Source organism: Mediterraneibacter butyricigenes (assembly GCF_003574295.1).
GTDB lineage: Bacteria > Bacillota > Clostridia > Lachnospirales > Lachnospiraceae > Mediterraneibacter_A > Mediterraneibacter_A butyricigenes.
This window is the reverse complement of the sequence record NZ_BHGK01000004.1, coordinates 21013-44426: the sequence shown is the minus strand read 5'-3', so window position 1 is coordinate 44426 and position 23414 is coordinate 21013. Positions and strand designations below refer to the sequence as shown.

21 protein-coding genes are annotated in these 23414 nt (G+C 44.4%); 20 read left to right on the top strand and 1 reads right to left on the bottom strand.

Annotated features, from left to right (window positions below):
- Positions 1–6: 6 nt before the first annotated feature.
- From KGMB01110_RS14540 to KGMB01110_RS14500, 9 genes are all read left to right on the top strand, one after another.
- The gene (locus KGMB01110_RS14540; protein ID WP_117602298.1) at positions 7–603 is read left to right on the top strand and encodes a phosphoribosylanthranilate isomerase; all 597 of its coding nucleotides are present in this window, start codon (positions 7–9) and stop codon (positions 601–603) included.
- Entirely contained in the window at positions 600–1793 is a 1194-nt protein-coding gene (trpB, locus tag KGMB01110_RS14535; protein WP_119299305.1) for a tryptophan synthase subunit beta, read from the top strand. The genes KGMB01110_RS14540 and trpB overlap by 4 nt, the downstream gene beginning before the upstream one ends.
- A complete protein-coding gene (gene trpA, locus KGMB01110_RS14530; RefSeq protein WP_117602296.1) occupies positions 1786–2565 on the top strand; it encodes a tryptophan synthase subunit alpha in 780 nt (259 codons plus the stop codon). Before trpB ends, trpA begins: the two co-directional genes overlap by 8 nt.
- A 128-nt stretch (positions 2566–2693) precedes the next feature.
- A complete protein-coding gene (polA, locus tag KGMB01110_RS14525; RefSeq protein WP_119299303.1) occupies positions 2694–5306 on the top strand; it encodes a DNA polymerase I in 2613 nt (870 codons plus the stop codon).
- 84 nt (positions 5307–5390) lie between these two features.
- On the top strand, positions 5391–5975 hold the full coding sequence (coaE, locus tag KGMB01110_RS14520; RefSeq protein ID WP_117602294.1) for a dephospho-CoA kinase: 585 nt from the start codon (positions 5391–5393) through the stop codon (positions 5973–5975).
- Positions 5972–6769: an MBL fold metallo-hydrolase gene (locus KGMB01110_RS14515; RefSeq protein WP_119299301.1), complete on the top strand. Its 798-nt coding sequence runs from the start codon at positions 5972–5974 to the stop codon at positions 6767–6769. The genes coaE and KGMB01110_RS14515 overlap by 4 nt, the downstream gene beginning before the upstream one ends.
- Positions 6770–6786: 17 nt before the next feature.
- Entirely contained in the window at positions 6787–7059 is a 273-nt protein-coding gene (locus tag KGMB01110_RS14510) for an ACT domain-containing protein (RefSeq protein ID WP_117602292.1), read from the top strand.
- Positions 7060–7080: 21 nt separating this feature from the next.
- Positions 7081–8445: a PFL family protein gene (locus KGMB01110_RS14505; RefSeq protein WP_119299298.1), complete on the top strand. Its 1365-nt coding sequence runs from the start codon at positions 7081–7083 to the stop codon at positions 8443–8445.
- A gap of 13 nt (positions 8446–8458) precedes the next feature.
- Positions 8459–9319, top strand: coding sequence for a DegV family protein (locus tag KGMB01110_RS14500; protein ID WP_119299297.1), 861 nt, complete (start codon positions 8459–8461; stop codon positions 9317–9319).
- 372 nt (positions 9320–9691) lie between these two features.
- Here KGMB01110_RS14500 and KGMB01110_RS14495 read toward each other — a convergent pair whose 3' ends face one another.
- Entirely contained in the window at positions 9692–10924 is a 1233-nt protein-coding gene (locus KGMB01110_RS14495) for a nucleotidyltransferase (protein ID WP_119299295.1), read from the bottom strand.
- Between the two features lie 251 nt (positions 10925–11175).
- Between KGMB01110_RS14495 and KGMB01110_RS14490 the strand changes: the two genes are divergently transcribed.
- The 11 genes from KGMB01110_RS14490 to KGMB01110_RS14440 all read left to right on the top strand — a co-directional run bounded on the left by KGMB01110_RS14490 (position 11176) and on the right by KGMB01110_RS14440 (position 23409).
- Complete coding sequence (locus KGMB01110_RS14490) at positions 11176–12366, top strand: acetate/propionate family kinase (RefSeq protein ID WP_119299293.1); 1191 nt, start codon at positions 11176–11178, stop codon at positions 12364–12366.
- 203 nt (positions 12367–12569) lie between these two features.
- Positions 12570–13097 carry a YceD family protein gene (locus tag KGMB01110_RS14485; protein ID WP_117602287.1) on the top strand — a complete coding sequence of 176 codons (528 nt, stop codon included), beginning with the start codon at positions 12570–12572 and terminating at the stop codon, positions 13095–13097.
- 3 nt (positions 13098–13100) lie between these two features.
- Positions 13101–13280: a 50S ribosomal protein L32 gene (rpmF, locus tag KGMB01110_RS14480; protein WP_004068723.1), complete on the top strand. Its 180-nt coding sequence runs from the start codon at positions 13101–13103 to the stop codon at positions 13278–13280.
- Positions 13281–13414: 134 nt separating this feature from the next.
- Complete coding sequence (gene plsX / locus KGMB01110_RS14475) at positions 13415–14452, top strand: phosphate acyltransferase PlsX (RefSeq protein ID WP_119299291.1); 1038 nt, start codon at positions 13415–13417, stop codon at positions 14450–14452.
- A gap of 114 nt (positions 14453–14566) precedes the next feature.
- Positions 14567–14797: an acyl carrier protein gene (gene acpP, locus KGMB01110_RS14470; RefSeq protein WP_117602285.1), complete on the top strand. Its 231-nt coding sequence runs from the start codon at positions 14567–14569 to the stop codon at positions 14795–14797.
- A gap of 53 nt (positions 14798–14850) precedes the next feature.
- Positions 14851–15549, top strand: coding sequence for a ribonuclease III (rnc, locus tag KGMB01110_RS14465; RefSeq protein ID WP_117888339.1), 699 nt, complete (start codon positions 14851–14853; stop codon positions 15547–15549).
- 6 nt (positions 15550–15555) lie between these two features.
- Positions 15556–19143, top strand: coding sequence for a chromosome segregation protein SMC (gene smc / locus KGMB01110_RS14460; protein ID WP_119299289.1), 3588 nt, complete (start codon positions 15556–15558; stop codon positions 19141–19143).
- Positions 19144–19165: 22 nt separating this feature from the next.
- Positions 19166–20104 (top strand): signal recognition particle-docking protein FtsY, encoded by a 939-nt coding sequence (gene ftsY, locus KGMB01110_RS14455; protein WP_117602282.1) that lies wholly within the window; start codon positions 19166–19168, stop codon positions 20102–20104.
- Positions 20105–20259: 155 nt separating this feature from the next.
- On the top strand, positions 20260–21483 hold the full coding sequence (ilvA, locus tag KGMB01110_RS14450) for a threonine ammonia-lyase (protein WP_119299287.1): 1224 nt from the start codon (positions 20260–20262) through the stop codon (positions 21481–21483).
- Between the two features lie 128 nt (positions 21484–21611).
- On the top strand, positions 21612–21839 hold the full coding sequence (locus KGMB01110_RS14445) for a hypothetical protein (protein WP_117602280.1): 228 nt from the start codon (positions 21612–21614) through the stop codon (positions 21837–21839).
- A gap of 181 nt (positions 21840–22020) precedes the next feature.
- Positions 22021–23409 (top strand): beta/alpha barrel domain-containing protein, encoded by a 1389-nt coding sequence (locus KGMB01110_RS14440; RefSeq protein WP_117602279.1) that lies wholly within the window; start codon positions 22021–22023, stop codon positions 23407–23409.
- Positions 23410–23414: the final 5 nt, after the last annotated feature.

Genomic DNA, 23414 nt, shown 5'->3' with positions numbered 1-23414 from the left:
AGAAAAATGGATTGCAAGATTAAGATCTGCGGACTGACTGAGGAACGGGAAATAGCCTGTGTGAATCGGTGGAAGCCGGATTATATAGGATTTATGTTCTTTCCGAAAAGTAAACGTTATATTTCATTTGAAAGAGCGAGAGAACTGGCAGAGCAGCTTTCGCCGGAGATTAAAAAAGTCGGAGTTTTTGTGAATGCAGATCTGAGGGAGATGACAGAAGCTTCGAAGATCCTGGACCTGATCCAGCTTCACGGACAGGAGTCGGAAGAAACCATAGAAATTCTGAAAGAGAAAACACATCTTCCGATCATCCGGGCGGTTTCTATGACGGAAGAGAAAGATCCGTTCCGATTCAATCATTCCGGGGCAGATTATCTGCTCTTAGACAGCGGAAAAGGCGGAACGGGAGAACTGTTCGACCACAGGAAAATCAAAGGCTTTGAAAAACCTTTCTTTCTGGCGGGCGGTCTGACTCCGGAAAACGCACGGGGTGCGGCAGAGAATGTCCGGCCTTATGGAATTGATTTGAGTAGCGGGCTTGAGACCAACGGGAAGAAAGATGAGAAAAAGATAGAAGAATTAATCAGGAGGATAAGAAAATGAAGGAGAACACAAAAGGACGCTACGGCGACTTCGGCGGACAGTATATTTCAGAGACATTAATGAATGAACTGATCCGTCTGGAAGAAGCTTATGAATTTTATAAGAAGGATCCTGAATTTCAGGCAGAGCTTCAGACGTTGTTAAATGAATACGCAGGCAGACCCTCTCTTTTGTATTATGCAGAGAAAATGACAAAAGACCTGGGCGGAGCAAAGATCTATCTGAAACGGGAAGACCTGAATCATACCGGTTCCCACAAGATCAATAACGTACTGGGACAGGTACTTCTTGCAAAACGTATGGGAAAGACCCGTGTAATTGCGGAAACGGGAGCAGGACAACACGGAGTGGCAACGGCAACGGCCGCTGCGTTGCTTGGAATGGAATGTGAGATCTTCATGGGAAAAGAAGATACGGACAGACAGGCGCTGAATGTATACAGAATGGAGCTTCTCGGGGCAAAGGTTCATGCGGTGACCAGTGGAACCCAGACGTTGAAAGATGCGGTAAATGAGACAATGAGAGAGTGGACAAACCGTGTATCAGATACCCATTATGTACTGGGATCTGTTATGGGTCCGCACCCGTTCCCGATGATCGTGCGTGATTTTCAGAGTGTGATCAGTAAAGAAGCGAGAGAACAGATTTTAAAGATTGAGGGAAAACTTCCCAAGGCAGTTCTGGCCTGTGTAGGCGGCGGAAGTAATGCAATGGGAATGTTTTATAATTTTATAGAAGACAAGGATGTGGTTTTGATCGGGTGTGAAGCGGCAGGAAAGGGAATCGATACAGATAAGCACGCAGCTACCATGGCGAAAGGACCCCTTGGAATCTTCCATGGAATGAAGTCTTATTTCTGTCAGGATGAATATGGACAGATCGCTCCGGTTTATTCAATTTCTGCCGGACTGGATTATCCGGGAATCGGACCGGAACACGCTTATCTGAGAGATTCCGGACGGGCACAGTATGTACCGATCACGGATGATGAAGCAGTGGATGCATTTGAATATCTGGCAAAGACAGAAGGCATCATCTGTGCGATCGAGAGCGCGCATGCTGTGGCACAGGTAAAGAAAATCGCAGGATCTATGTCAAAAGATGACAGCATTATCGTATGCCTTTCAGGACGTGGAGACAAAGACGTGGCAGCGATCGCAAGATACAGGGGGGTAGAAATTTATGAGTAAAATCGCAAACGCATTTAAAGATGGAAAAGCATTTATCGCATTTTTGACAGGGGGAGATCCGGCACCGGAAAAAACGGTGGAATATATTCTGACGATGGAGAAAGCCGGAGCGGATCTGATTGAGATCGGAATTCCTTTTTCAGATCCTACGGCGGAAGGCGTGGTGATTCAGGATGCAAATATCCGGGCACTTAAGGCGGGAACCACTACGGATAAGATTTTTGAGATCGTAAAAGAAGTACGGAAAACTTCTCAGATTCCGCTGGTCTTTCTGACCTATCTGAATCCGGTCTTTCATTATGGATATGAAGCATTTTTTAAAAAATGCAAAGAGTATCAGGTAGACGGACTGATCATTCCGGATCTGCCTTATGAAGAGAAACATGAGGTGACGGATGTGGCGGATCAGTATGGGGTGGATATCATTTCCATGATCGCTCCGACTTCGAAACAGAGGATCCAGATGATCGCTTCGGAGGCAAAAGGATTTATTTACATCGTATCTTCCATGGGTGTAACCGGAGTGAGAAGTGAGATCACCACCGATATTCCGGGAATCGTGGAAGCAATCCGTCAGGTCAGCGACGTGCCGGCAGCGGTGGGATTTGGAATCAGTACTCCTGCTCAGGCAGAAGAAATGGCAAAAGCATCTGACGGTGCCATCGTGGGAAGTGCGATCGTGAAGATCATTGCGGCAAAGAAAGATCAGGCAGCACCGGATCTGTATGACTATGTCAGATCCATGAAAGAAGCCGTACAGAAGGCAGACTGAGAAACAGTCTGAAAACAGAAGAAAAATCAGTCTGTGCAAAGGAGCAGTTTCCAAAACAAGCCTTTTAAACCGGGGCGAATTAGTGTATACTCAAGAATAGTGAATATGAGGATATACTGGAGGAAATTATGGCTGATAAAATTGTTTTGATAGATGGACACAGTATTTTAAACAGAGCGTTCTATGGAGTGCCGGATCTGACCAATTCAGAAGGACTCCATACGAACGCTGTTTATGGTTTTCTGAACATTATGTTTAAGATCCTGGAGGAGGAAACGCCGAAGTATCTGGTGGTAACTTTCGATGTCCATGCCCCTACTTTCAGACATAAGCTTTATGCAGAGTATAAGGGAACCAGAAAGCCAATGGCAGAAGAACTGCGGCAGCAGGTGCCGATGTTGAAGGAGATGCTAAAGGCCATGCGCATCGCGACTATAGAGTGTGCGGGGTTGGAGGCGGATGATCTTCTCGGAACACTGTCCTGCCGGTGTGAGGCGATGGGACTGGAAGTCTCTCTGATTTCCGGAGATCGGGATACATTGCAGCTCGCCACGGAACATGTCAAGATCCGGATTCCGAAGACGAAACAGGGGAAGACGGAAGTGGAAGATTATTATGCAGAAGATGTAAAGGAACACTATGGGGTCACACCGACAGAGTTCATTGATGTAAAAGCGCTGATGGGAGACACGGCAGATAATATTCCGGGAGTTCCGGGTGTGGGAGTGAAGACTGCCACCAAAATCATCCAACAGTATCAGAACATCGAAACTGCTTATGAACATGTGGAAGAACTGAAACCTCCGAGAGCCGGTAAGAATCTGAAAGAATTCTGGGAGCAGGCGAAACTAAGCAAGGTGTTGGCAACGATCGAAAAGGATGCGCAGATTTCCTTTGAGCTAGAAGACGCTCTTTATGAAGATCCTTATACAAAAGAGGCGTATGAATTATGTCAGAGGCTCCAGTTTAAGAATCTGTTATCCCGGTTTCAGGTGACAACAGAGAAGAAAGACATTGAGGGACTTTTCTGCAAACTTGAGACAGCTTCAGAGATTGAAACGCTTTTTGAAAAAGCGGCAAAAGAAGAGATCGTTGGAGTGTGTCTGTCCAGGGATGAGGAAGGGATCCTTCCGTTGTTTGCCGATCCTACCGGTTACGGGAAAGCAGCTGTGGCGATACAGGAGAAGGTGTATCTGTTCGGGGCTTCTCCGGAATTGCCGATGACAGAAATCCTGAAGAAGATCGGGTGGCTTTCTGGTCAGGTGAAAACCTTTGCCATGTTTGAATTAAAAGAGGCACTGTCGGTTCTGGAAATCCTGGACAGGGAAACATGTTTTGATAATAAGATTGCAGCCTATCTTCTGAATCCGCTGAAAAGTGATTATGATGAAAAAGATGTGGCAAGAGAATATCTGGATCTGTTGTTGGACGAGGGAATGGATCAGGAAAGAGCGGCCTTTTATGAGGCGTATATCGCAAGAGAATCCGTCGGAGTATTGCGTGAGAAATTAAAAGAAGAACAGATGGAAGATCTGTTTGAGAAGATAGAGATGCCACTGGTATTTACGTTGTATGAAATGGAGAAAAACGGCGTAAAGATCGCATCGGATGAATTACATGCCTATGGGCAGATGCTGGGAGAAAAAGAAAATGAACTGGAAGAATCCATCTATGAAATGGCAGGAGAGGTATTCAATATCAATTCTCCGAAGCAGTTGGGTGTCATTTTGTTCGAAAAGATGGAACTTCCGAATAAAAAGAAAACCAAAACCGGATATTCCACGGCAGCAGGAGTTCTGGAGAAACTGGCTCCGGATTATCCAATCGTGTCAAAGATTCTGGAATATCGGCAGGTAGCAAAGCTGAAATCCACCTATGCTGATGGATTGGCCAATTTTATACAGTCAGACGGACGGATCCACGGCAAATTTCATCAGACCGTGACAGCAACCGGCAGAATCAGCAGTTCCGATCCGAATCTTCAGAACATTCCGGTGAGGATGGAACTTGGACGCATGATCCGAAAAGTGTTTATTCCGGAAGAGGGCTACGTGTTTGTGGATGCGGATTATTCTCAGATTGAACTGAGAGTTCTGGCTCATTGTTCCAAAGATCCTGCGCTGATTGAAGCATATAAAGAGGCAAAGGATATCCACCGGATCACTGCATCTCAGGTCTTTCATGTGCCGTTTGATGATGTGACGGATCTGCAGCGCCGCAATGCAAAAGCGGTGAATTTCGGAATTGTATATGGAATCAGTTCTTTTGGTCTGAGTCAGGATCTCAGTATCACAAGAAAAGAGGCGGAACAGTACATTCAGAATTACTTTGAATCCTATCCAGGGATCAAACGGTTTCTGGATGAGACGGTAAGTCAGGCAAAAGAAAAAGGATATGTGACGACGTTGTTCCACAGGAGACGTCCGGTACCGGAACTTTCCTCCAGCAACTTTATGCAGCGTTCCTTCGGAGAACGGGTGGCGATGAATGCACCGATTCAGGGGACGGCAGCAGATATCATGAAGATTGCTATGATCGATGTGGCGGAAGAACTGAGAAAAAGAAACCTGAAATCCAGGTTGATTCTTCAGGTACACGATGAGTTGTTGATCGAGGCAAAAGAAGAGGAAGCAGATCAGGTGAAAGAAATCCTGACGGATAAGATGGAGCATGCTGTTGATCTGCTGGTGCCGATGGTGATCGATGTACATGACGGGAAAAACTGGTTTGAGGCAAAGTAGATGCGGAAAATAAAAGAGATTAATTTATAGAAGAAACACAAAAACAGAAGAAATGGATAAAAGAAACAGAAAAGAGATAAGATCATGAAAATCATAGGAATTACAGGCGGCGTAGGTTCCGGGAAGAGCAAGGTACTGGAATGTCTGGAACAGGAATTTGGGGCAAAAGTCTATCAGGCGGATGAGATCGCAAAAGAACTGCAGAAAAAAGGACAGACCTGTTATCGGGAAATGGTAAGATATTTCGGAAAGGAGATTCTCGCATTGGATGGGGAAATTGACCGACCGAAACTTGCGGGGATCGTATTTAAAGAAGAAGAAAAACTTCTGCGGCTGAATCAGATGGTACACCCGGCGGTCCGGGAATATCTGCTGTCAGAGATTGAACGTCAGAAAGAAGAGCATACAGCTTATTTTATTATAGAAGCAGCCCTTCTTCTTGAAAATGATTATCGTGCAATTTGTGACGAGATATGGTATATTCATACGAGTGAAGACGTTCGACGTCAGAGACTGAAAGAATCCAGAGGTTATGATGACCGGAAGATTTCAGAGATCATTGCCTCACAGCTTCCGGAATCGGAGTTTTATGCGAAATGTGATGCAGTGGTGGAAAATGACGGAGATTTTGAAGAAACCAGACGTCAGATAGGAGAATTACTGGCATGAGATTATGCAGCATAGCGAGTGGAAGCAGCGGAAATTGTATTTATACGGGAACAGATCACACCCATTTGCTTATAGATACAGGGATCAGCAAGAAAAGGATTGAAGAAGGATTAAAGGGACTGGAGATCAAGGGAGAAGAATTAAACGGGATTCTGGTGACTCATGAACATTCGGATCACATTCAGGGGCTGGGAGTGTTCAGCAGGAAGTATGAAATTCCGATCTACGCGACCAAGGGAACCATTGAGGGAATCAAAAGTTACAGTGGTCTCGGGAAGATGCCCGAAGGGCTTTACAATGAGATTCAGGTGGATGAGAGATTTACAATCGGAGACATTCAGATTGAACCGTTTGCAATTTCCCATGACGCAAATGAGCCTTCGGCTTATCGTATGGAAAGCGAGGACAAGGCAGTGGCGGTAGCAACGGATCTCGGAATGTATACTCCATATACTGTGGAGCATTTAAAAAATCTGGATGCGGTCCTGCTGGAGGCCAACCACGATATCCATATGCTGGAAGTGGGGAGTTATCCCTATTATCTGAAACAGCGAGTGATGGGAGATAAGGGACATTTGTCCAATGAATTGTCAGGACAGCTTCTCTGTGATATACTACATGATGGCCTGAAACATATCGTTCTGGGTCATCTCAGTAAAGAAAATAATTATGCCAGACTGGCATACGAAACCGTTAAACTGGAAGTAACCCTTGGAGAAAATCCGTACAAAGGGGAAGATTTGGATATGCTTGTTGCAAAGAGAGACAGCATATCGGAAATTCTTGAAGTATAAGAAAGGCGGCATACGAAATGAGAAAATGTGTAGTAACAGTATTGGGGAAAGATCAGGTAGGTATCATTGCAAAGGTTTGTACATATCTTGCGGAGAATCAGATTAATATTCTGGATATTAACCAGACGATCGTACAGGATTTCTTCAACATGATGATGATCGTGGATGTATCAAAGATGACAAAGAATTTCGGTCAGGTCAGTGAAGAAATGGAAGAACTGGGAAAAGAGATGGGACTTGACATCCACTGCCAGAGAGAAGAAATTTTTGAAAAAATGCACAGACTTTAAGAAAGACGGGGATGAAGCGCCATGATTAATATGTATGAAGTTTCGGAAACGAATAAAATGATTGAGGAAGAGAACCTGGATGTTCGAACCATCACACTGGGAATCAGTCTTCTGGACTGCATCGATGCAGATCTTGAGACACTCAATCAGAACATTTATGATAAGATTACGAAAACCGCAGAAAATCTGGTAAAAACCGGACAGGATATCGAACAGGAATTCGGAATTCCGATCGTGAATAAACGAATCTCCATTACACCGATCGCCCTGATCGGTTCTGCTGCATGTAAGACACCGGAAGATTATGTGACAATCGCAAAGACACTGGATAAGGCAGCAAAAGAAGTAGGAGTCAACTTTATCGGAGGATATTCCGCGCTGGTAAGCAAAGGAATGACAACCGGAGATGAACTTCTGATCCGTTCGATTCCACAGGCACTGGCAGCAACAGAAAGAGTCTGCAGCTCGGTAAACGTGGGTTCTACCAAATGCGGAATCAATATGGATGCAGTCAGACTTTGCGGTGAGATCGTAGTGAAGACGGCTGAGGCAACCAAAGAAAACGACAGTTGCGGATGTTCCAAGCTTGTGATTTTCTGCAACGCACCGGACGACAATCCGTTTATGGCAGGAGCATTTCTCGGAGTGACAGAGGCAGACGCGGTAATCAACGTGGGCGTCAGCGGTCCGGGCGTGGTAAAGAAGGCTCTGGAAAAAGTTCGTGGAAAAGGATTTGAAGAACTCTGTGAGACCATTAAGAAGACGGCGTTCAAGGTGACCCGTGTGGGACAGCTTGTAGCAGGAGAAGCTTCCAAAAGACTTGGAATCCCATTTGGAATCATTGATCTTTCTCTGGCACCGACACCGGCAATTGGAGACAGTGTGGCAGAGATCCTGGAAGAAATCGGACTGGAAAGAGTGGGAGCACCTGGAACGACGGCAGCGCTTGCTCTTTTGAATGATCAGGTGAAAAAAGGTGGAGTCATGGCCTCTTCTTATGTAGGTGGCTTAAGCGGCGCGTTTATTCCGGTCAGTGAAGATCAGGGAATGATTGATGCGGTGAATGCGGGATCTCTGTGCCTGGAAAAATTAGAGGCAATGACCTGTGTATGTTCAGTTGGACTGGACATGATCGCAATTCCGGGAAAAACAAGTGCCAGCACGATTTCCGGAATCATTGCAGATGAGATGGCGATCGGAATGGTGAATCAGAAAACAACTGCGGTCCGCGTAATCCCTGTAATCGGAAAAGATGTGGGAGAAGTGGCAGAATTTGGTGGACTGCTTGGATATGCACCGATCATGCCGGTGAATGAATTTGGTTGTGAGGCATTTGTAAATCGTCAGGGAAGGATTCCGGCACCGATTCACAGCTTTAAGAACTAGAAAGGATACTTAGATGAATAAAATTGCAATTGTTACAGACAGTAACAGTGGTATTACACAGGAACGGGGAAAAGAATTAGGGATTTTCGTTCTTCCGATGCCATTTTATATTGATGGAGAGCTATATTTTGAGGATATCTCCCTGACTCAGGAAGATTTTTATAAAAAGTTACAGGAAGATGCGGATATTTCCACATCTCAGCCATCTCCGGGAGATCTGATGGATTTTTGGGAAAACATTTTAAAAGAGTATGATGAGATCGTTCATATTCCGATGTCCAGCGGTTTGAGTGGCTCCTGCCAGACAGCAATGACACTGGCAGACGATTACGATGGAAAAGTTCACGTGGTTGATAATCAGAGGATTTCCGTGACCCAGGAACAGTCCGTTTACGATGCGATGGCTCTTGTAAAAGCGGGAAAATCGGCAGAAGAGATTAAACAGATCCTGGAAGAGGAAAAACTGGAAGCTAGTATCTATATTATGGTGGATACCCTGAAATACCTGAAAAAAGGTGGGCGCATCACTCCGGCAGCGGCAGCGCTTGGCTCCATGTTGAATCTGAAGCCTGTATTACAACTCCAGGGAGAAAAGCTAGATTCCTTTGCGAAGGTGCGGGGAGTAAAAGCAGCAAAAAGGACGATGCTCAAAGCGATTAAAAATGATCTTGAGACTCGTTTTGCCGGCAAAAAAATGGTACTCGGAATCGCTTATACCAGCAGAGATGAAGAGGAAGTACAGAAATGGAAAGAGGAAGTGCAGGGGGCCTTTCCGGGATACGAAATTGTTATGAATCCGTTATCCCTGAGCGTATCCTGTCACATCGGACCGGGGTCTCTGGCAGTGACCTGTACCAAAGTGGTGGAGGCGTAAAAAATCCGGAATTACATTTAAAGCAAAATAAAAGAAGCATGGAATTGCTCATATTTTTTGTGGGAATTCATGCTTCTTTCGTTTTTTTCTTTACCGTTTCATACGCAGCTCCTTTATTTTCTGCCGTCTATTTTCAGGAGTAGCGAATCCTTTAAAAGCTCACAAAGACTTCGATTATTTACCATCTACCTAATATTTCCGAGTTATCTCCATTTCGCAAAAGGAATGCATAAGGGAACATCCGAAGCCCCAGTACTTTCTGAGAGCAAGCGTTAGCGCCGCTCGAAGGGTATCTCTATGAGGCGAAGGCAAGCGCAAGCGGTTCCCGTTGCAACCTTTTGCGAGAGGATAATCAATCTCTTCTTTTGTGTCTCAGATCTTCAGCACAGATTTTTTCAGATCATTTTCAAAAGGAGTGTGATACTGTCCGGATATCAGGGTCTGATATAAATTGGAAGCAAACACATCCTGTCTGCGCATGGCTTTTCCGGCTTTTGACAGTTTCTTCTCATCGGCAGTTCTGGTAAAGAGTAGAAGATCACTTTCTTTTTTGATGACACTAAGGATCTGTTTCTGGTCTTTGCGAAATCCCAGCAAATGAGCGTAATAATGAACCTGATCGTTTAAGAATGCATCGGTTCGTTTCTGCTTGATTCCGAGGACGGTATGAAGCAGAGCACGGGAAATCCGGGTATAGGTCAGTTCCTTTGTTTTTAGCAGTTCACAGAATTGTTGGTAATCAGTATAATGATGAAACTGATTTTTGATCCTGCGGGCAAGATCTTCACTCATATCCATATAACGGCACAGCTTTTTTACCGGTGTTTTTAAAAGCATATATTGCGTAATGGAAGAGAGCGCATTCGGTGTGACGGGATATTCCCGTCGAAAAGTCTCCCGATAAAGCGGCAGAACAGAAGAGGGAACCTGTCGTTCTAAATCCTCAGGAAACTGCTCGGAACGGGTGAGAAAATGGCGAAGAGAAGAAGCAGAACTGTAATGTTCCTGCAGTTCCGTCTCGTGATAATCAGATTCTACCCTGCGAATCGTGTAAGGACGGATCTTTGAATGAAGCTTTTTCAGCGCTTTCAGATATTCGATTCCAAGGATATTGTTTGGCTGCTCCAACAGAAAAGCACAGTCTTCTGTCTGAAAATAGGATTGAAGTGCTTTCTGGCGGGCAGATGGATAAGAGGCACCCTTCTTTAACTCACGTTTCAGTACGCAGCTATAGGCTTCCGGTTCAGAGACCAGAACAGAAGCAATTTTATCCAGTTCGGACAGATTGTCACATTCGCTGCCGAAACACAGGCTGTCAACGACTCCGAGACGATCCAAAAGAGAGACAGCACCATAGGCAAAAAGTTCGGCACTTCCGGTGGCATAGCAGACCGGAAGTTCGAATACGGCGCTGGCGCCTGCCTGTAGTGCCATTTGGGTTCGGAGATATTTGGACATCACGGCAGGAGCTCCTCTCTGCACAAAATCTCCACTCATCAAGACGATGACGGAATCTGCTCCGGTCAGTTCTTTTGCTTTTTGGATGTGGTAGGCATGACCGTTGTGAAATGGGTTATATTCTGCAATTAATCCGACAACTTTCATAAGAACCTCTCTTTCGTAAAACAATTAGATTATACAATGTGAAATAAATAACAGATTTGTTAAAAAAACTACTTGTATATATTATACAACAAAAATTGCAAAAAAAGTCGGAAAAATACGGATTGCACGTAAAAATACACATAAAACATCTTGTTAGCCATGATTCATTGCGGTATAATTGTGCACGAAAGACATATGAAACGTGACAGAGAGCGTTTCAATCGGTGAAGTAAGAGGAGGAAGAGAAAACAATGAATATCTTAGTCATCAATTGTGGAAGTTCATCTTTGAAATTCCAGTTAATCAATTCAGAATCTAAGCAGGTTCTGGCAAAGGGACTTTGCGAAAGAATCGGAATCGACGGAAGCCTGACCTATCAGCCGCAGGGCGGAGAGAAGGTCAAAGAGGACAAAGCAATGCCGACACATAAAGAGGCAATTTCTTATGTAATTGACGCACTGACAGATGAGACAACAGGTGTGGTAAAGAATCTGGCAGAGATCGGAGCAGTCGGACACCGTGTCGTACATGGTGGAGAGAAATTTGCTTCTTCTGTTGTAATTACAGAGGAAGTATTGAGTGAGATCGAAGCATGTAACGAGCTTGCACCGCTTCATAATCCGGCAAATATTATCGGAATCAATGCCTGCAAAGAGCTGATGCCTGGTACACCGATGGTTGCAGTATTTGATACCGCATTCCACCAGACGATGCCGAAGAAAGCCTATATGTATGGACTTCCATATGACTATTATGAAAAATATAAGATCAGACGTTACGGATTCCACGGAACCAGTCATAGCTTTGTATCCAAACGTATGGCAGAGATCGTTGGAAAACCATATGATCAGACGAAGACCATCGTATGCCACCTTGGTAACGGATCAAGTATCTGTGCTGTAGAAAACGGAAAATCCGTAGATACATCCATGGGATTTACACCACTGGAGGGTCTGGTTATGGGAACCCGTTCCGGAGACCTGGATCCGGCGATCGTAGAATTTATCGCAAACAAAGAGGGACTGGATATTGCCGGTGTATTAAATGTATTAAATAAGAAGTCCGGAGTATATGGACTTTCCGGAAATCTTTCCAGTGACTTCCGTGATCTGGAAGCAGGTGCCAAGAGCGGAAATGAAAAGGCAGCAACTGCACAGGAAGTGTTTGCATATCGTGTGGCTAAATATGTAGGAAGTTATGTCGCAGCCATGAACGGAGTAGACAATATCGCGTTTACAGCAGGTATCGGTGAGAATGACGGCAGAATCCGTGAACTGGTATGTGAGAACCTGAAATATCTTGGAATTACTCTGGATGAGGATGCTAACAAGACCCGCGGAGAAGAAGTCAGAATTTCCACACCGGATTCCAAGGTAAATGTATACGTAGTACCGACCAATGAAGAACTGGCAATTGCACGTGAAACGGTAGCATTGGTATAGAAACATCCTGAAAAATTCACAGCTCAAAAATCTCATCCGGAAGACACGGATGAGATTTTTTGGTGAATCTTTTTTAGTTGCCATGCATACGACAAAAAGGTCCGGTGAATCTTTTTTAGTGTCTTGCAAAAAATAATGGAAAAACTAATTGACAAATGTCTTTTACATGATATAATAATCTTTGTGTGAATAGGGGTGAAGCAATGTTATTGAACCTATCAGACGTGTTATCAGACCGTCATCAACCGATTAATGAGACTGTACAGCTGGATATGGATTCGGTTCAGATGAGAGCAGGAACCTATCCGATTATACGAAAGGATCCGGTTGAGATCCATGTTTCCCATGTTAAGAATCGTGAACTGAAGATTCAGGCGAGATCGAAAATCTGTGTTCTGATTCCCTGCGATCGGTGTCTGGAAGATGTGGAACAGGAACTTGTTCTGGATGCGGACAAGCATGTAGATCTCTCAAAATCTGATGCGGAACTGGACGAAGGATTCGATGAATCGAATTATATTGACGGATATTATCTTGACGTGGACAAAATGCTCTATAACGAGATATTAATAGGATGGCCGATGAAAGTTCTTTGCAGTGAAGATTGCAAGGGCATTTGTAATGTTTGTGGTCAGAACCTAAATAAGGGTACTTGTGATTGTGAAGATACAAGTCTTGATCCAAGAATGTCAGTTGTCCGTGATCTGTTTAAGAATTTTAAGGAGGTGTAACCTATGTCTATCTGTCCAAAGAATAAATCTTCCAAAGCAAGAAGAGATAAGAGAAGAGCAAACTGGAAGATGAGTGCTCCGAATCTTGTAAAATGCAGCAAATGTGGAGAGCTTATGATGCCTCACAGAGTATGCAAGGCTTGCGGAAGCTACAACAAAAAAGAAATCATCAGCGTTGACTAATTGAGACAAATGCATGAGGAATCAGGGATTGAACCGCTTGGTTTGATCCCTTTTTTGTTTTTTTTATGCCGATTATTGATTTTTAAAGCAATGTTTAGTAGAATGAATAGCAGCAGTATTTAGGAGGATAAAAGATGTCAGATATGACGAGAGTTGCTCTTGATGCGATGGGTGGAGACAACGCACCCGGAGAGATCGTAAAAGGAGCAGTTGATGCCGTCAATTCACGCAAAGAGATTGAAGTGATCCTGACCGGCAAAGAAGAAGTGATAAAGCAGGAACTGGCGAAATATACCTATCCTGAGGAACAGATCCGGATCGTAGATGCAACGGAAGTAATCGAGACTGCGGAACCTCCGGTTATGGCAATCCGCAGAAAGAAAGACTCTTCGATCGTGAAAGCAATGAAACTGGTGAAAGAAGGCGAAGCAGATGCCTTTGTTTCAGCGGGAAGTTCCGGTGCGGTACTGGTCGGCGGCCAGGTAATCGTAGGAAGGATCAAAGGGATCGAACGTGCTCCGCTGGCACCGTTGATTCCGACAGCGAAGGGAGTCTCTCTGCTGATTGACTGTGGGGCAAATGTAGACGCGAGACCCTCTCATCTGGTTCAGTTTGCGAAGATGGGTTCTATCTATATGGAACATGTAATCGGCGTAAAGAAACCGAAGGTTGGGATCGTAAATATTGGTGCAGAAGAAGAAAAGGGAAATGCACTGGTAAAAGAGACGTTTCCGATGCTGAAGGCCTGCGAGGATATCGATTTTATCGGAAGTGTGGAAGCAAGAGATATTCCGTCTGGAGTAGCGGATGTGATCGTCTGTGAAGCCTTTGTGGGAAATGTAATCTTAAAGCTGTATGAAGGTCTGGGGGCGACCCTGATCTCAAAAATCAAAGGCGGCATGATGAGTACGCTTCGAAGCAAGATCGGAGCACTCCTTGTGAAACCGGCTCTGAAGGAAACGCTGAAGACATTTGATGCCAGTGAATACGGAGGTGCACCGCTTCTGGGGCTGAATGGTCTGGTTGTGAAAACTCACGGAAGTTCGACTGCCAAGGAAGTGAAGAATTCCATTCTTCAGTGTGTACAGTTCCACGAGCAGAAGATCAACGAAAAGATTCAGGAAGGGCTGAAGGAACAGCGAGCATCGGATGAAGAGAACAAGGACGTATAAGATTACTGTATAAATAAAGGTTAGAACCTAAAATCAACAGAAAATCAAGACTGCAAAGAAATAAAAAGATATACAGAACAAAATGTCAGGAAAAGATAAAGGAGAGGATTAATTATGGAATTTGAAAAGATGCAGGACATTATCGCAGAAGTTATGAATGTACCAAAGGAAGATATTACACCGGACACCAAATTTGTGGATGATCTTGGTGCGGATTCGCTGGATATTTTCCAGATTATTATGGGAATCGAGGAAGAGTTTGATATCGAGATCAATAATGATGATGCAGAAAAGATTGTGACAGTTCAGGATGCGGTTGACCAGATCAAAAATGTTTTAGATTAAAAAAGGATCAGAAAAAGCCCGTATGGGCTTTTTCGTTTTCATAGGATGGAAGAATGAGTAGAAATCAGGCAGAGTTAGAAAAAAAGATAGGATATACATTTAAACAGAAAGAATTGTGTACCAATGCCCTGATGCACAGTTCTTATACGAATGAAAAACGGTTGGAAAAATGGCAGTGCAACGAACGGCTGGAGTTTCTGGGCGATGCGGTACTTGAAGTGGTATCTAGCGAGTACCTTTTTCATGAACATCCCACAGAGCCGGAAGGTAAACTGACCAAGATGAGAGCGAGTATGGTCTGTGAACCAGCCCTTGCATTTTGCGCAAGGGAGATCGATCTGGGGGATTATCTGCTTCTCGGAAAGGGAGAAGAGACGACTGGGGGCCGGGAGCGGGAGTCTGTGACTTCTGATGCAATGGAAGCTCTGATCGGAGCAATTTATCTGGACGGTGGTTTTACTAGTGCAAAAGAGTTTATACATCGGTTTATTTTGAAGGATCTGGAAGATAAAATTCTCTTTTACGATAGCAAGACTATCTTACAGGAAATCGTGCAGGCATCGGACCTGGGTGAGTTAAGCTATCAGCTTGTAAAAGAAGAAGGTCCTGACCATAAGAAATCTTTTGAAGTCAATGTAAAGATTGGGGAGAAAGTTTATGGAAAAGGAATCGGTCGCACGAAGAAAGCGGCAGAACAGCAGGCAGCTTACCAGACCATCCTGACTTTGCGGGAAACAAACCATGGAGAATAGAATTACATGTATTTAAAGAGTATAGAAGTACAGGGGTTTAAGTCATTTGCCCATAAGATCAAATTTGATTTTCACAATGGGATTACGGGAATTGTAGGCCCGAACGGAAGTGGAAAGAGTAATGTTGCGGATGCGGTGCGCTGGGTACTCGGAGAACAGAGAGTCAAACAGTTGCGTGGCGGTTCTATGCAGGATGTTATTTTCTCAGGGACAGAAAACCGTAAACCCTTAAGTTATGCATCGGTTGCAATTACGCTGGACAATTCGGATCACAGCCTTCCGATCGAGTATCAGGAAGTGACGGTTACCCGTAAATTATACCGTTCCGGAGAAAGTGAATATCTGATCAATGGTTCTGCATGTCGTCTGAAAGACATTAATGAGCTGTTTTATGATACCGGAATCGGAAAAGAAGGATATTCCATTATCGGACAGGGGCAGATTGAAAGGATCCTGAGCGGTAAACCGGAAGAACGACGGGAATTGTTTGATGAAGCGGCCGGTATTGTGAAATTTAAACGACGTAAGAACCTTTCCGTGAAAAAGCTGGAAGAAGAACGTCAGAATCTTCTTCGCGTCAATGACATTTTATCGGAGCTTGAGAAGCAGGTTGGACCGTTGGAGAAACAGTCTCAGGTTGCGCGAGAGTATCTGAAAAAGAAAGAAGAACTGAAACGTTTTGATATTAATATGTTCTTGCTCGAGACAGACCGTCTGAAAGAGCAGATAGCGGATCTGGATGAAAAAATCAAACTTTCTTCCGGTGAGATGGCGGCTTCCAGGCAGAAATTCGAAGAGCGGAAGAATGAATATGAGACCATTGAAGACGAGATCGAGGAGATCAATCAGGAGATTGAAAAAGCAAAACGTCAGTTAAATGAGACAACGCTGTTAAAACAGCAGCTGGAAGGTCAGATCAATGTCTTAAACGAGCAGATCAATACGGCGAGAACCAATGACGAGCATTACAGCAACCGGGTCAGCATTATTCAGGCGGAACTGGCGGCCAGATCTTTAAAGAAAAAAGATTTTGAGACGGAACAGGAACGTCTGATGGGGGAACTTCAGGAGAAACATGCACTGGATCAGAAGGCAAACGAAGAATTGCTTCGGATCCAGCAGGAGATCCTGAAATTTACAAATGTGCTGGAAACAGCGCAAAATGACCTGGTAGAACTTCTGAATAACCGTGCATCGACCAGTGCGAAGATCCAGTATTTTGACAGCACCAGGGAACAGTTTGAACTGCAACAGACGCAGATCAGAGAACAGATCAAAGCGGCGAAAGAAGAAATGGAATCTCAGGCTTCACGACGGGAATCGTTTGCAGAGAATCTGAAAGAAATTACAGAAAAAATTACAGCTCAGCAGGAAATCGTTGCGGAAAATGAAAAAAAGATCTCCGGATATCAGAAGGAACTGGATCAGAAACAGGATGCGTTTCTGAATAGTCAGCGAGAATATCACAGAGAAGCGTCCCGTCTGGAGTCTCTGAAAAATATGACAGAGCGTTACGACGGATATGGCAACAGCATCCGAAGAGTGATGTCGCAGAAGGAACGGGTTCCGGGACTTCTGGGTGTGGTCGCAGATATAATTAAGACAGACAGAAAATATGAACTTGCAATGGAGACAGCACTTGGCGGAAGTATCCAAAATATCGTGACAGATACAGAAGACACCGCAAAGAAAATGATCTCTTATCTGAAACAGAATAAGTTCGGGCGTGCGACCTTTTTACCGCTGACAACGGTAAAGAATTATGGTGGGTTTCCGAAGCCGGAAGCATTGAAGGAAGAGGGCGTGATCGGAACGGCAGATCGTCTGGCGAAAACAGATCCCCGATTTCAGGAGATTGCGTCCAGCCTTCTTGGAAGAACGCTTGTGGTGGATCATATTGATCATGGAACCAGGATTGCCAGAAAGTACCGACAGTCTCTCAGAATTGTTACGCTGGAAGGGGATCTGATCAATCCGGGTGGATCCATGACCGGTGGAGCTTTTAAAAATTCCAGCAATCTTCTGAGCAGACGCCGGGAAGTGGAAGAACTGGAAAAAAAGACCGGTACATTAAAGTTGGCGATGGAAGACCTGAGTGCTCAGGTGGAAGAACTGAAAGCATTAAGAGCCGGATGTTATGCAAAAAATGACGAATTACAGCAGATTCTTCAGAAAGATTATGTGGTGCAAAATACTGCAAGAATGAACAGTGAACAGATCGAACGAAGAATCCGGGAAATACAGCGTTCTGTGGAGCAAAACGAACTGCAGCTTGCCAAATTGGATGAAAAACTTCTGGGTGTGGAGGAAAATAAAACGTCCATTCATCTGGAACTGGAAACCTCAAACCGTATGGAAGCAGAGTTAAATCACAGAATTGAGGAGGCTCAGAAGGAACTGGAGGAATCCAGAGCACAGGAACAGGAAAAGCAGAAAGCTTCTGAGGCTGTCCATTTGGCTCATGCATCGATCGAGCAGCAAAGCCAGTTCATTATGGAAAATATAGAGCGTCTGGATCAGGAATCACTGAAATTTCAGAAAGAGTTAGAAGAACTGGACCAGAATCAGAGCGGAGCGAGTGAAGAAATTCGACAGAAAGAGGCGGAGATCGAGGATATCCGCAGAACCATCAATGATTCCGCAGAGCTGTTTGAAGAGATTGAACAGGAGATTGAGGATCAGACAAAACGAAGGGAAGAACTGACCCTGAAACATAAACGTTTTCTTTCCCAGAGAGAGGAGCTTTCGCAGAGAATTGCGGATCTGGATAAGGAAGTTTTCCGTCTTACCAGCAGGAAAGAAGGCTATGAAGAGGCATCCGAAAAGCAGATTAATTATATGTGGGAAGAATATGAGATCACTTATAATTATGCCCTTTCAGTGAGGGATGAGACTCTGACGGATTTAAGCTTTATGAAGAAGCAGATCCAGAGTCTGAAGCAGGAAATCCGTGCACTCGGAAATGTCAATGTCAATGCCATTGAAGAATACAAATCGGTGTCGGAGCGATACGAATTCCTGAAAGAGCAGCATGATGATCTGATCGAGGCGGAGGAAAGTCTGGTGAAGATCATTGAAGAATTAGATGAGGCCATGCGCAAACAGTTCATGGAACAGTTTGCGCGGATCTCAAAAGAATTTGATCATGTATTCCGTCAGTTGTTTGGCGGAGGAAAAGGAACGTTGGAACTGATGGAGGATGCAGATATTCTGGAGGCAGGCGTGCGTATCATCGCTCAGCCACCGGGCAAGAAATTGCAGAACATGATGCAGTTATCCGGTGGAGAAAAAGCACTTACTGCAATTTCTCTGCTGTTTGCAATCCAGAATCTGAAGCCATCGCCGTTCTGTCTTCTGGATGAGATCGAGGCGGCACTGGACGATTCCAACGTAACCCGTTTTGCGCAGTATCTGCACAAACTGACAAAGAATACACAGTTTATCGTCATTACCCACAGACGAGGTACGATGAATGCAGCAGATCGTCTGTATGGAATTACTATGCAGGAGAAAGGAGTCTCTACTCTGGTTTCCGTAGATCTGTTAGAGGGGGAACTGGAGACACAGGAAGAGGTACGAAACGAAGGAAAGTAACAGAAAATGAGGAGGAAGAGTTATGTCAGAGAATCAGGGATTTTTTCAACGCCTGGTCTCAGGGCTTACCAAGACCCGGGATCATATCGTATCCGGAATGGACAGTATTTTCAGTGGATTTTCTCAGATCAACGATGATTTTTATGATGAGCTGGAAGAAACATTGATTATGGGGGATATCGGTGTTCGCACGACCATGGAAATTCTGGATCAGTTGAGAGAAAAAGTGAAAGAGCAACACATTAAAGAGCCGACAGATTGTCGGGAACTGTTGATTGAGAGCATCAAAGAGCAGATGGGTGTTTCGGAGAATGCCTATGAATTTGAAGAGAAGACCTCGGTTGTATTTGTAATCGGCGTCAATGGTGTAGGAAAGACGACAACGATCGGTAAGCTGGCAGGAAAATTAAGAGCCCAGGATAAAAAAGTGATTCTTGCGGCGGCAGATACTTTCCGTGCGGCAGCCGGTGAACAGTTGAAAGAATGGGCGAACCGCGCTCAGGCAGAGATGATCGGCGGTCAGGAGGGGTCTGACCCGGCAGCCGTGATTTATGATGCGGTTGCAGCTGCAAAAGCCAGACATGCAGATGTATTGCTTTGCGATACAGCGGGAAGACTTCATAATAAGAAGAACCTGATGGAAGAATTGAAGAAGATGAATCGGATCATTGACCGGGAATATCCGGAAGCGTACAGAGAGACGTTGGTTGTGCTGGATGCTACCACCGGACAGAATGCACTTGCTCAGGCGAAAGAGTTTAATGAAGTGGCAGACATTACCGGTGTGATCCTGACCAAAATGGATGGATCTGCGAAAGGCGGAATTGCCGTTGCGATTCAGTCAGAATTAGGACTTCCGGTAAAATATATCGGAGTCGGAGAGACTATCGACGATCTGCAGAAATTTGACGCTGATGAGTTTGTAAATGCACTGTTTTATAAAGATTCTGATGCGGATTAAAATTGATATTGTGAATGGCAGAAGATTCTCCCGGCTATTTCGGCGGAGATCTGGAAGGTAAGCTGAATGAAATATATTCGTTGACAGATTCCGGATGAAAGAATGAAATGAGAAAACATAAATGTATGAGAGCGTAAAAGAAGGACGAGAAAGAGATGTTGACATTAGAGAAATTTGAAGAGGCCAGTGAAATTGTAAAAAAAGTGATCAATCCTACCAAATTGATTTACAGTGATTATTTCAGCAACCAGACTGGCGCAAAAGTATATCTGAAACCGGAAAATATGCAGTTTACAGGTGCATACAAACTGCGTGGTGCTTATTATAAGATCAGTACCATGTCAGAAGAAGCCCGGGCAAAGGGACTGATTACCGCATCTGCCGGGAATCATGCTCAGGGAGTTGCCTATGCGGCAAAAGCCTATGGCTGTCATGCAACCATCGTAATGCCGACTACAACTCCTCTGATCAAGGTGAACCGCACGAAAGGATATGGCGCAGAAGTCATCCTTTACGGAGATGTCTATGACGATGCCTGTGAGTATGCATATAAACTGGCAGAAGAGAAGGAATATACTTTTGTACATCCTTTTGATGATCTGGATGTGGCAACCGGCCAAGGAACCATTGCGATGGAGATCGTGCAGGAACTTCCGACGGTAGATTACATTCTGGCTCCGATCGGAGGTGGCGGACTGATTACCGGTATTTCTACCCTGGCAAAAATGCTGAATCCGAAGATCAAGGTAATCGGTGTAGAGCCTGCCGGTGCAGCCAGTATGACAGCAGCACTGGAAAAGGGGGAAGTGGTTCAGCTCGACAGCGCAAACACGATTGCAGACGGTACGGCTGTGAAGGCGGTAGGATATCAGAATCTGCCTTATGTACAGGAAAATGTGGACCAGATCATTCTGATCGACGATACGGAACTGATCGGAGCTTTCCTGGATATGGTAGAGAATCATAAGATGGTAGTAGAAAACTCCGGATTATTATCCGTAGCTGCGCTGAAACATCTGGATTGCAAAGGAAAGAAAGTTGTCAGCGTCTTAAGTGGCGGAAACATGGATGTCATTACCATGTCCTCTATTGTACAGATGGGACTGATGCAGAGAGATCGTATCTTCTCGGTTTCTGTGCTGTTGCCTGACAAACCGGGAGAACTGGCGAGAGTAGCGGATGTGATCGCGGAAGTGAAGGGCAATATCATTGAGCTAGAACACAACCAGTTTGTAACGACAAACAGAAGTGCAGCAGTTGAACTGCGTATCACGATGGAAGCTTTCGGAACAGAACATAAGAATGAGATTCTGAAAGTGTTGGAGGACAATCATTTCCGTCCGAAACTGATCAACCGTGATGAATCCCGCCACGTCTAAGTGAGTTTGGCTGTATTTTTGAAAAATGAATGGAAATATATAAGGATAATGTACGGATAAATGTCCGTATTGCCTCTGAAAGGATGATCTGAGGTGCGTCAGGTAGCTTTCAGGGATGGAGGTAGAATATGGAAGAAGAACTTTCTCTGATCCTGCGCTTTCTGGATCTGGAAGATCCGAAGAAACAGGCAGAATTTCTGACGGCTCACCGTGGAGAAGTGACAGATAAATTTCTGACATCCGCGGCAGTAAGCCTGGATTACCCGGAGACGGGGAAAGATCTGGAGACCAGATGCAGTGATCTGATCCATTATTTAAATACTCGGGTAAAATATGAAAAAAAACGTGTGCTTTAATTGCAAAGTATACGACAAAAAGGTTCAGTGAACACCTTATTTCAGGAAGAATGGTCATGCAGAAGAGTGTGAAACTCTTTTGCGTGGCCATTTTTTAAAAAAAGGATTGACAGATCTTGTATAATTGTATACAATTATACAAGATTTTGAGTTTGAAAGAGTATTAAAAGGAGTTGGAATCATGGAAAATCGTAAAGTTTATCTGAATCATCATACAAATCTTCTGGAACTGGAAGAGCACATGTATCCGCTGGTAGATGTGGATACACCAAATGTGTTCCGAAATCTGTTTCATTATGACGAAATTCCAAAGATCGCATTTAATGATCGAATCGTGCCGCATCATATGCCGGATGAAATCTGGATCACAGATACCACGTTCCGGGACGGACAGCAGTCCCGTGCTCCTTATACATCGGAACAGATCGTGACAATTTATGACTACCTGCACAGACTGGGAGGCCCGAAAGGAAAGATTCGTCAGTCGGAATTCTTCCTGTACAGCAAGAAAGACAGAGATGCAGTTTATAAATGTCTGGAGAAAGGATATGAATTCCCGGAAGTCACAAGCTGGATCCGTGCCAATAAAAAGGATTTCGAACTTGTAAAAGAAATCGGATTAAAAGAAACCGGTATTCTGGTAAGCTGTTCCGATTATCACATTTTCTATAAATTGAAGATGAAACGTAGTGAGGCCATGAAACATTACCTGTCGATTGTCAGAGAATGTCTGGAAACAGGAATCCGTCCGAGATGCCACCTGGAAGATATCACACGTTCGGATATTTACGGATTTGTAATTCCGTTCTGCGTAGAGCTGATGAAACTGATGAACGAATATCAGATTCCGATCAAGATTCGTGTCTGTGATACCATGGGCTACGGAGTGAATTATCCGGGAGCTGTGATCCCGAGGTCCATTCCTGGTATTATCTATGGTTTGATGGTTCATGCGGGAGTGCCGAGTGAGCTGATCGAGTTCCATGGACACAATGATTTTTATAAGGCAGTCAACAATTCTACAACATCCTGGCTTTACGGTGCCTGCGGAGTCAACTGTTCTATGTTTGGTATCGGAGAGAGAACCGGAAATACCCCGCTTGAGGCTATGGTATTTGAATACGCACAGCTTCGCGGAACTCTGGATGGCATGGATACCAGAGTGATCACAGAACTGGCAGAATATTATGAGAAAGAACTGGGATATCATATTCCGCCGGCAACGCCGTTTGTAGGAAAGAACTTTAATGTAACCCGTGCAGGAATCCATGCAGATGGTCTTCTGAAGAATGAGGAGATCTACAATGTGTTTGATACTGCAAAATTCCTGGACAGACCACCGCTCGTATCGGTATCCAACACTTCAGGTATTGCGGGAATTGCTCATTGGATCAATACTTATTACAAGCTGAAAGGCGATGCACAGGTTACGAAAGAATCTCCGCTGGTTGTGGAACTGAAGAAATGGGTAGATGTTCAATATGATGAAGGAAGAGTCACTGTATTGACAGATCACGAACTTGTAGATAAAATTAATGAAATCAGCGAAACTATGAAGATTGATTTCTAAATGAA

Coding starts and splice junctions, on each gene's coding strand:
- KGMB01110_RS14540 (WP_117602298.1), top strand. CDS start 7: ATGGATTGCAAGATTAAGATCTGCGGACTGACTGAGGAACGGGAAATA.
- trpB (WP_119299305.1), top strand. CDS start 600: ATGAAGGAGAACACAAAAGGACGCTACGGCGACTTCGGCGGACAGTAT.
- trpA (WP_117602296.1), top strand. CDS start 1,786: ATGAGTAAAATCGCAAACGCATTTAAAGATGGAAAAGCATTTATCGCA.
- polA (WP_119299303.1), top strand. CDS start 2,694: ATGGCTGATAAAATTGTTTTGATAGATGGACACAGTATTTTAAACAGA.
- coaE (WP_117602294.1), top strand. CDS start 5,391: ATGAAAATCATAGGAATTACAGGCGGCGTAGGTTCCGGGAAGAGCAAG.
- KGMB01110_RS14515 (WP_119299301.1), top strand. CDS start 5,972: ATGAGATTATGCAGCATAGCGAGTGGAAGCAGCGGAAATTGTATTTAT.
- KGMB01110_RS14510 (WP_117602292.1), top strand. CDS start 6,787: ATGAGAAAATGTGTAGTAACAGTATTGGGGAAAGATCAGGTAGGTATC.
- KGMB01110_RS14505 (WP_119299298.1), top strand. CDS start 7,081: ATGATTAATATGTATGAAGTTTCGGAAACGAATAAAATGATTGAGGAA.
- KGMB01110_RS14500 (WP_119299297.1), top strand. CDS start 8,459: ATGAATAAAATTGCAATTGTTACAGACAGTAACAGTGGTATTACACAG.
- KGMB01110_RS14495 (WP_119299295.1), bottom strand. CDS start 10,924: ATGAAAGTTGTCGGATTAATTGCAGAATATAACCCATTTCACAACGGT.
- KGMB01110_RS14490 (WP_119299293.1), top strand. CDS start 11,176: ATGAATATCTTAGTCATCAATTGTGGAAGTTCATCTTTGAAATTCCAG.
- KGMB01110_RS14485 (WP_117602287.1), top strand. CDS start 12,570: ATGTTATTGAACCTATCAGACGTGTTATCAGACCGTCATCAACCGATT.
- rpmF (WP_004068723.1), top strand. CDS start 13,101: ATGTCTATCTGTCCAAAGAATAAATCTTCCAAAGCAAGAAGAGATAAG.
- plsX (WP_119299291.1), top strand. CDS start 13,415: ATGTCAGATATGACGAGAGTTGCTCTTGATGCGATGGGTGGAGACAAC.
- acpP (WP_117602285.1), top strand. CDS start 14,567: ATGGAATTTGAAAAGATGCAGGACATTATCGCAGAAGTTATGAATGTA.
- rnc (WP_117888339.1), top strand. CDS start 14,851: ATGAGTAGAAATCAGGCAGAGTTAGAAAAAAAGATAGGATATACATTT.
- smc (WP_119299289.1), top strand. CDS start 15,556: ATGTATTTAAAGAGTATAGAAGTACAGGGGTTTAAGTCATTTGCCCAT.
- ftsY (WP_117602282.1), top strand. CDS start 19,166: ATGTCAGAGAATCAGGGATTTTTTCAACGCCTGGTCTCAGGGCTTACC.
- ilvA (WP_119299287.1), top strand. CDS start 20,260: ATGTTGACATTAGAGAAATTTGAAGAGGCCAGTGAAATTGTAAAAAAA.
- KGMB01110_RS14445 (WP_117602280.1), top strand. CDS start 21,612: ATGGAAGAAGAACTTTCTCTGATCCTGCGCTTTCTGGATCTGGAAGAT.
- KGMB01110_RS14440 (WP_117602279.1), top strand. CDS start 22,021: ATGGAAAATCGTAAAGTTTATCTGAATCATCATACAAATCTTCTGGAA.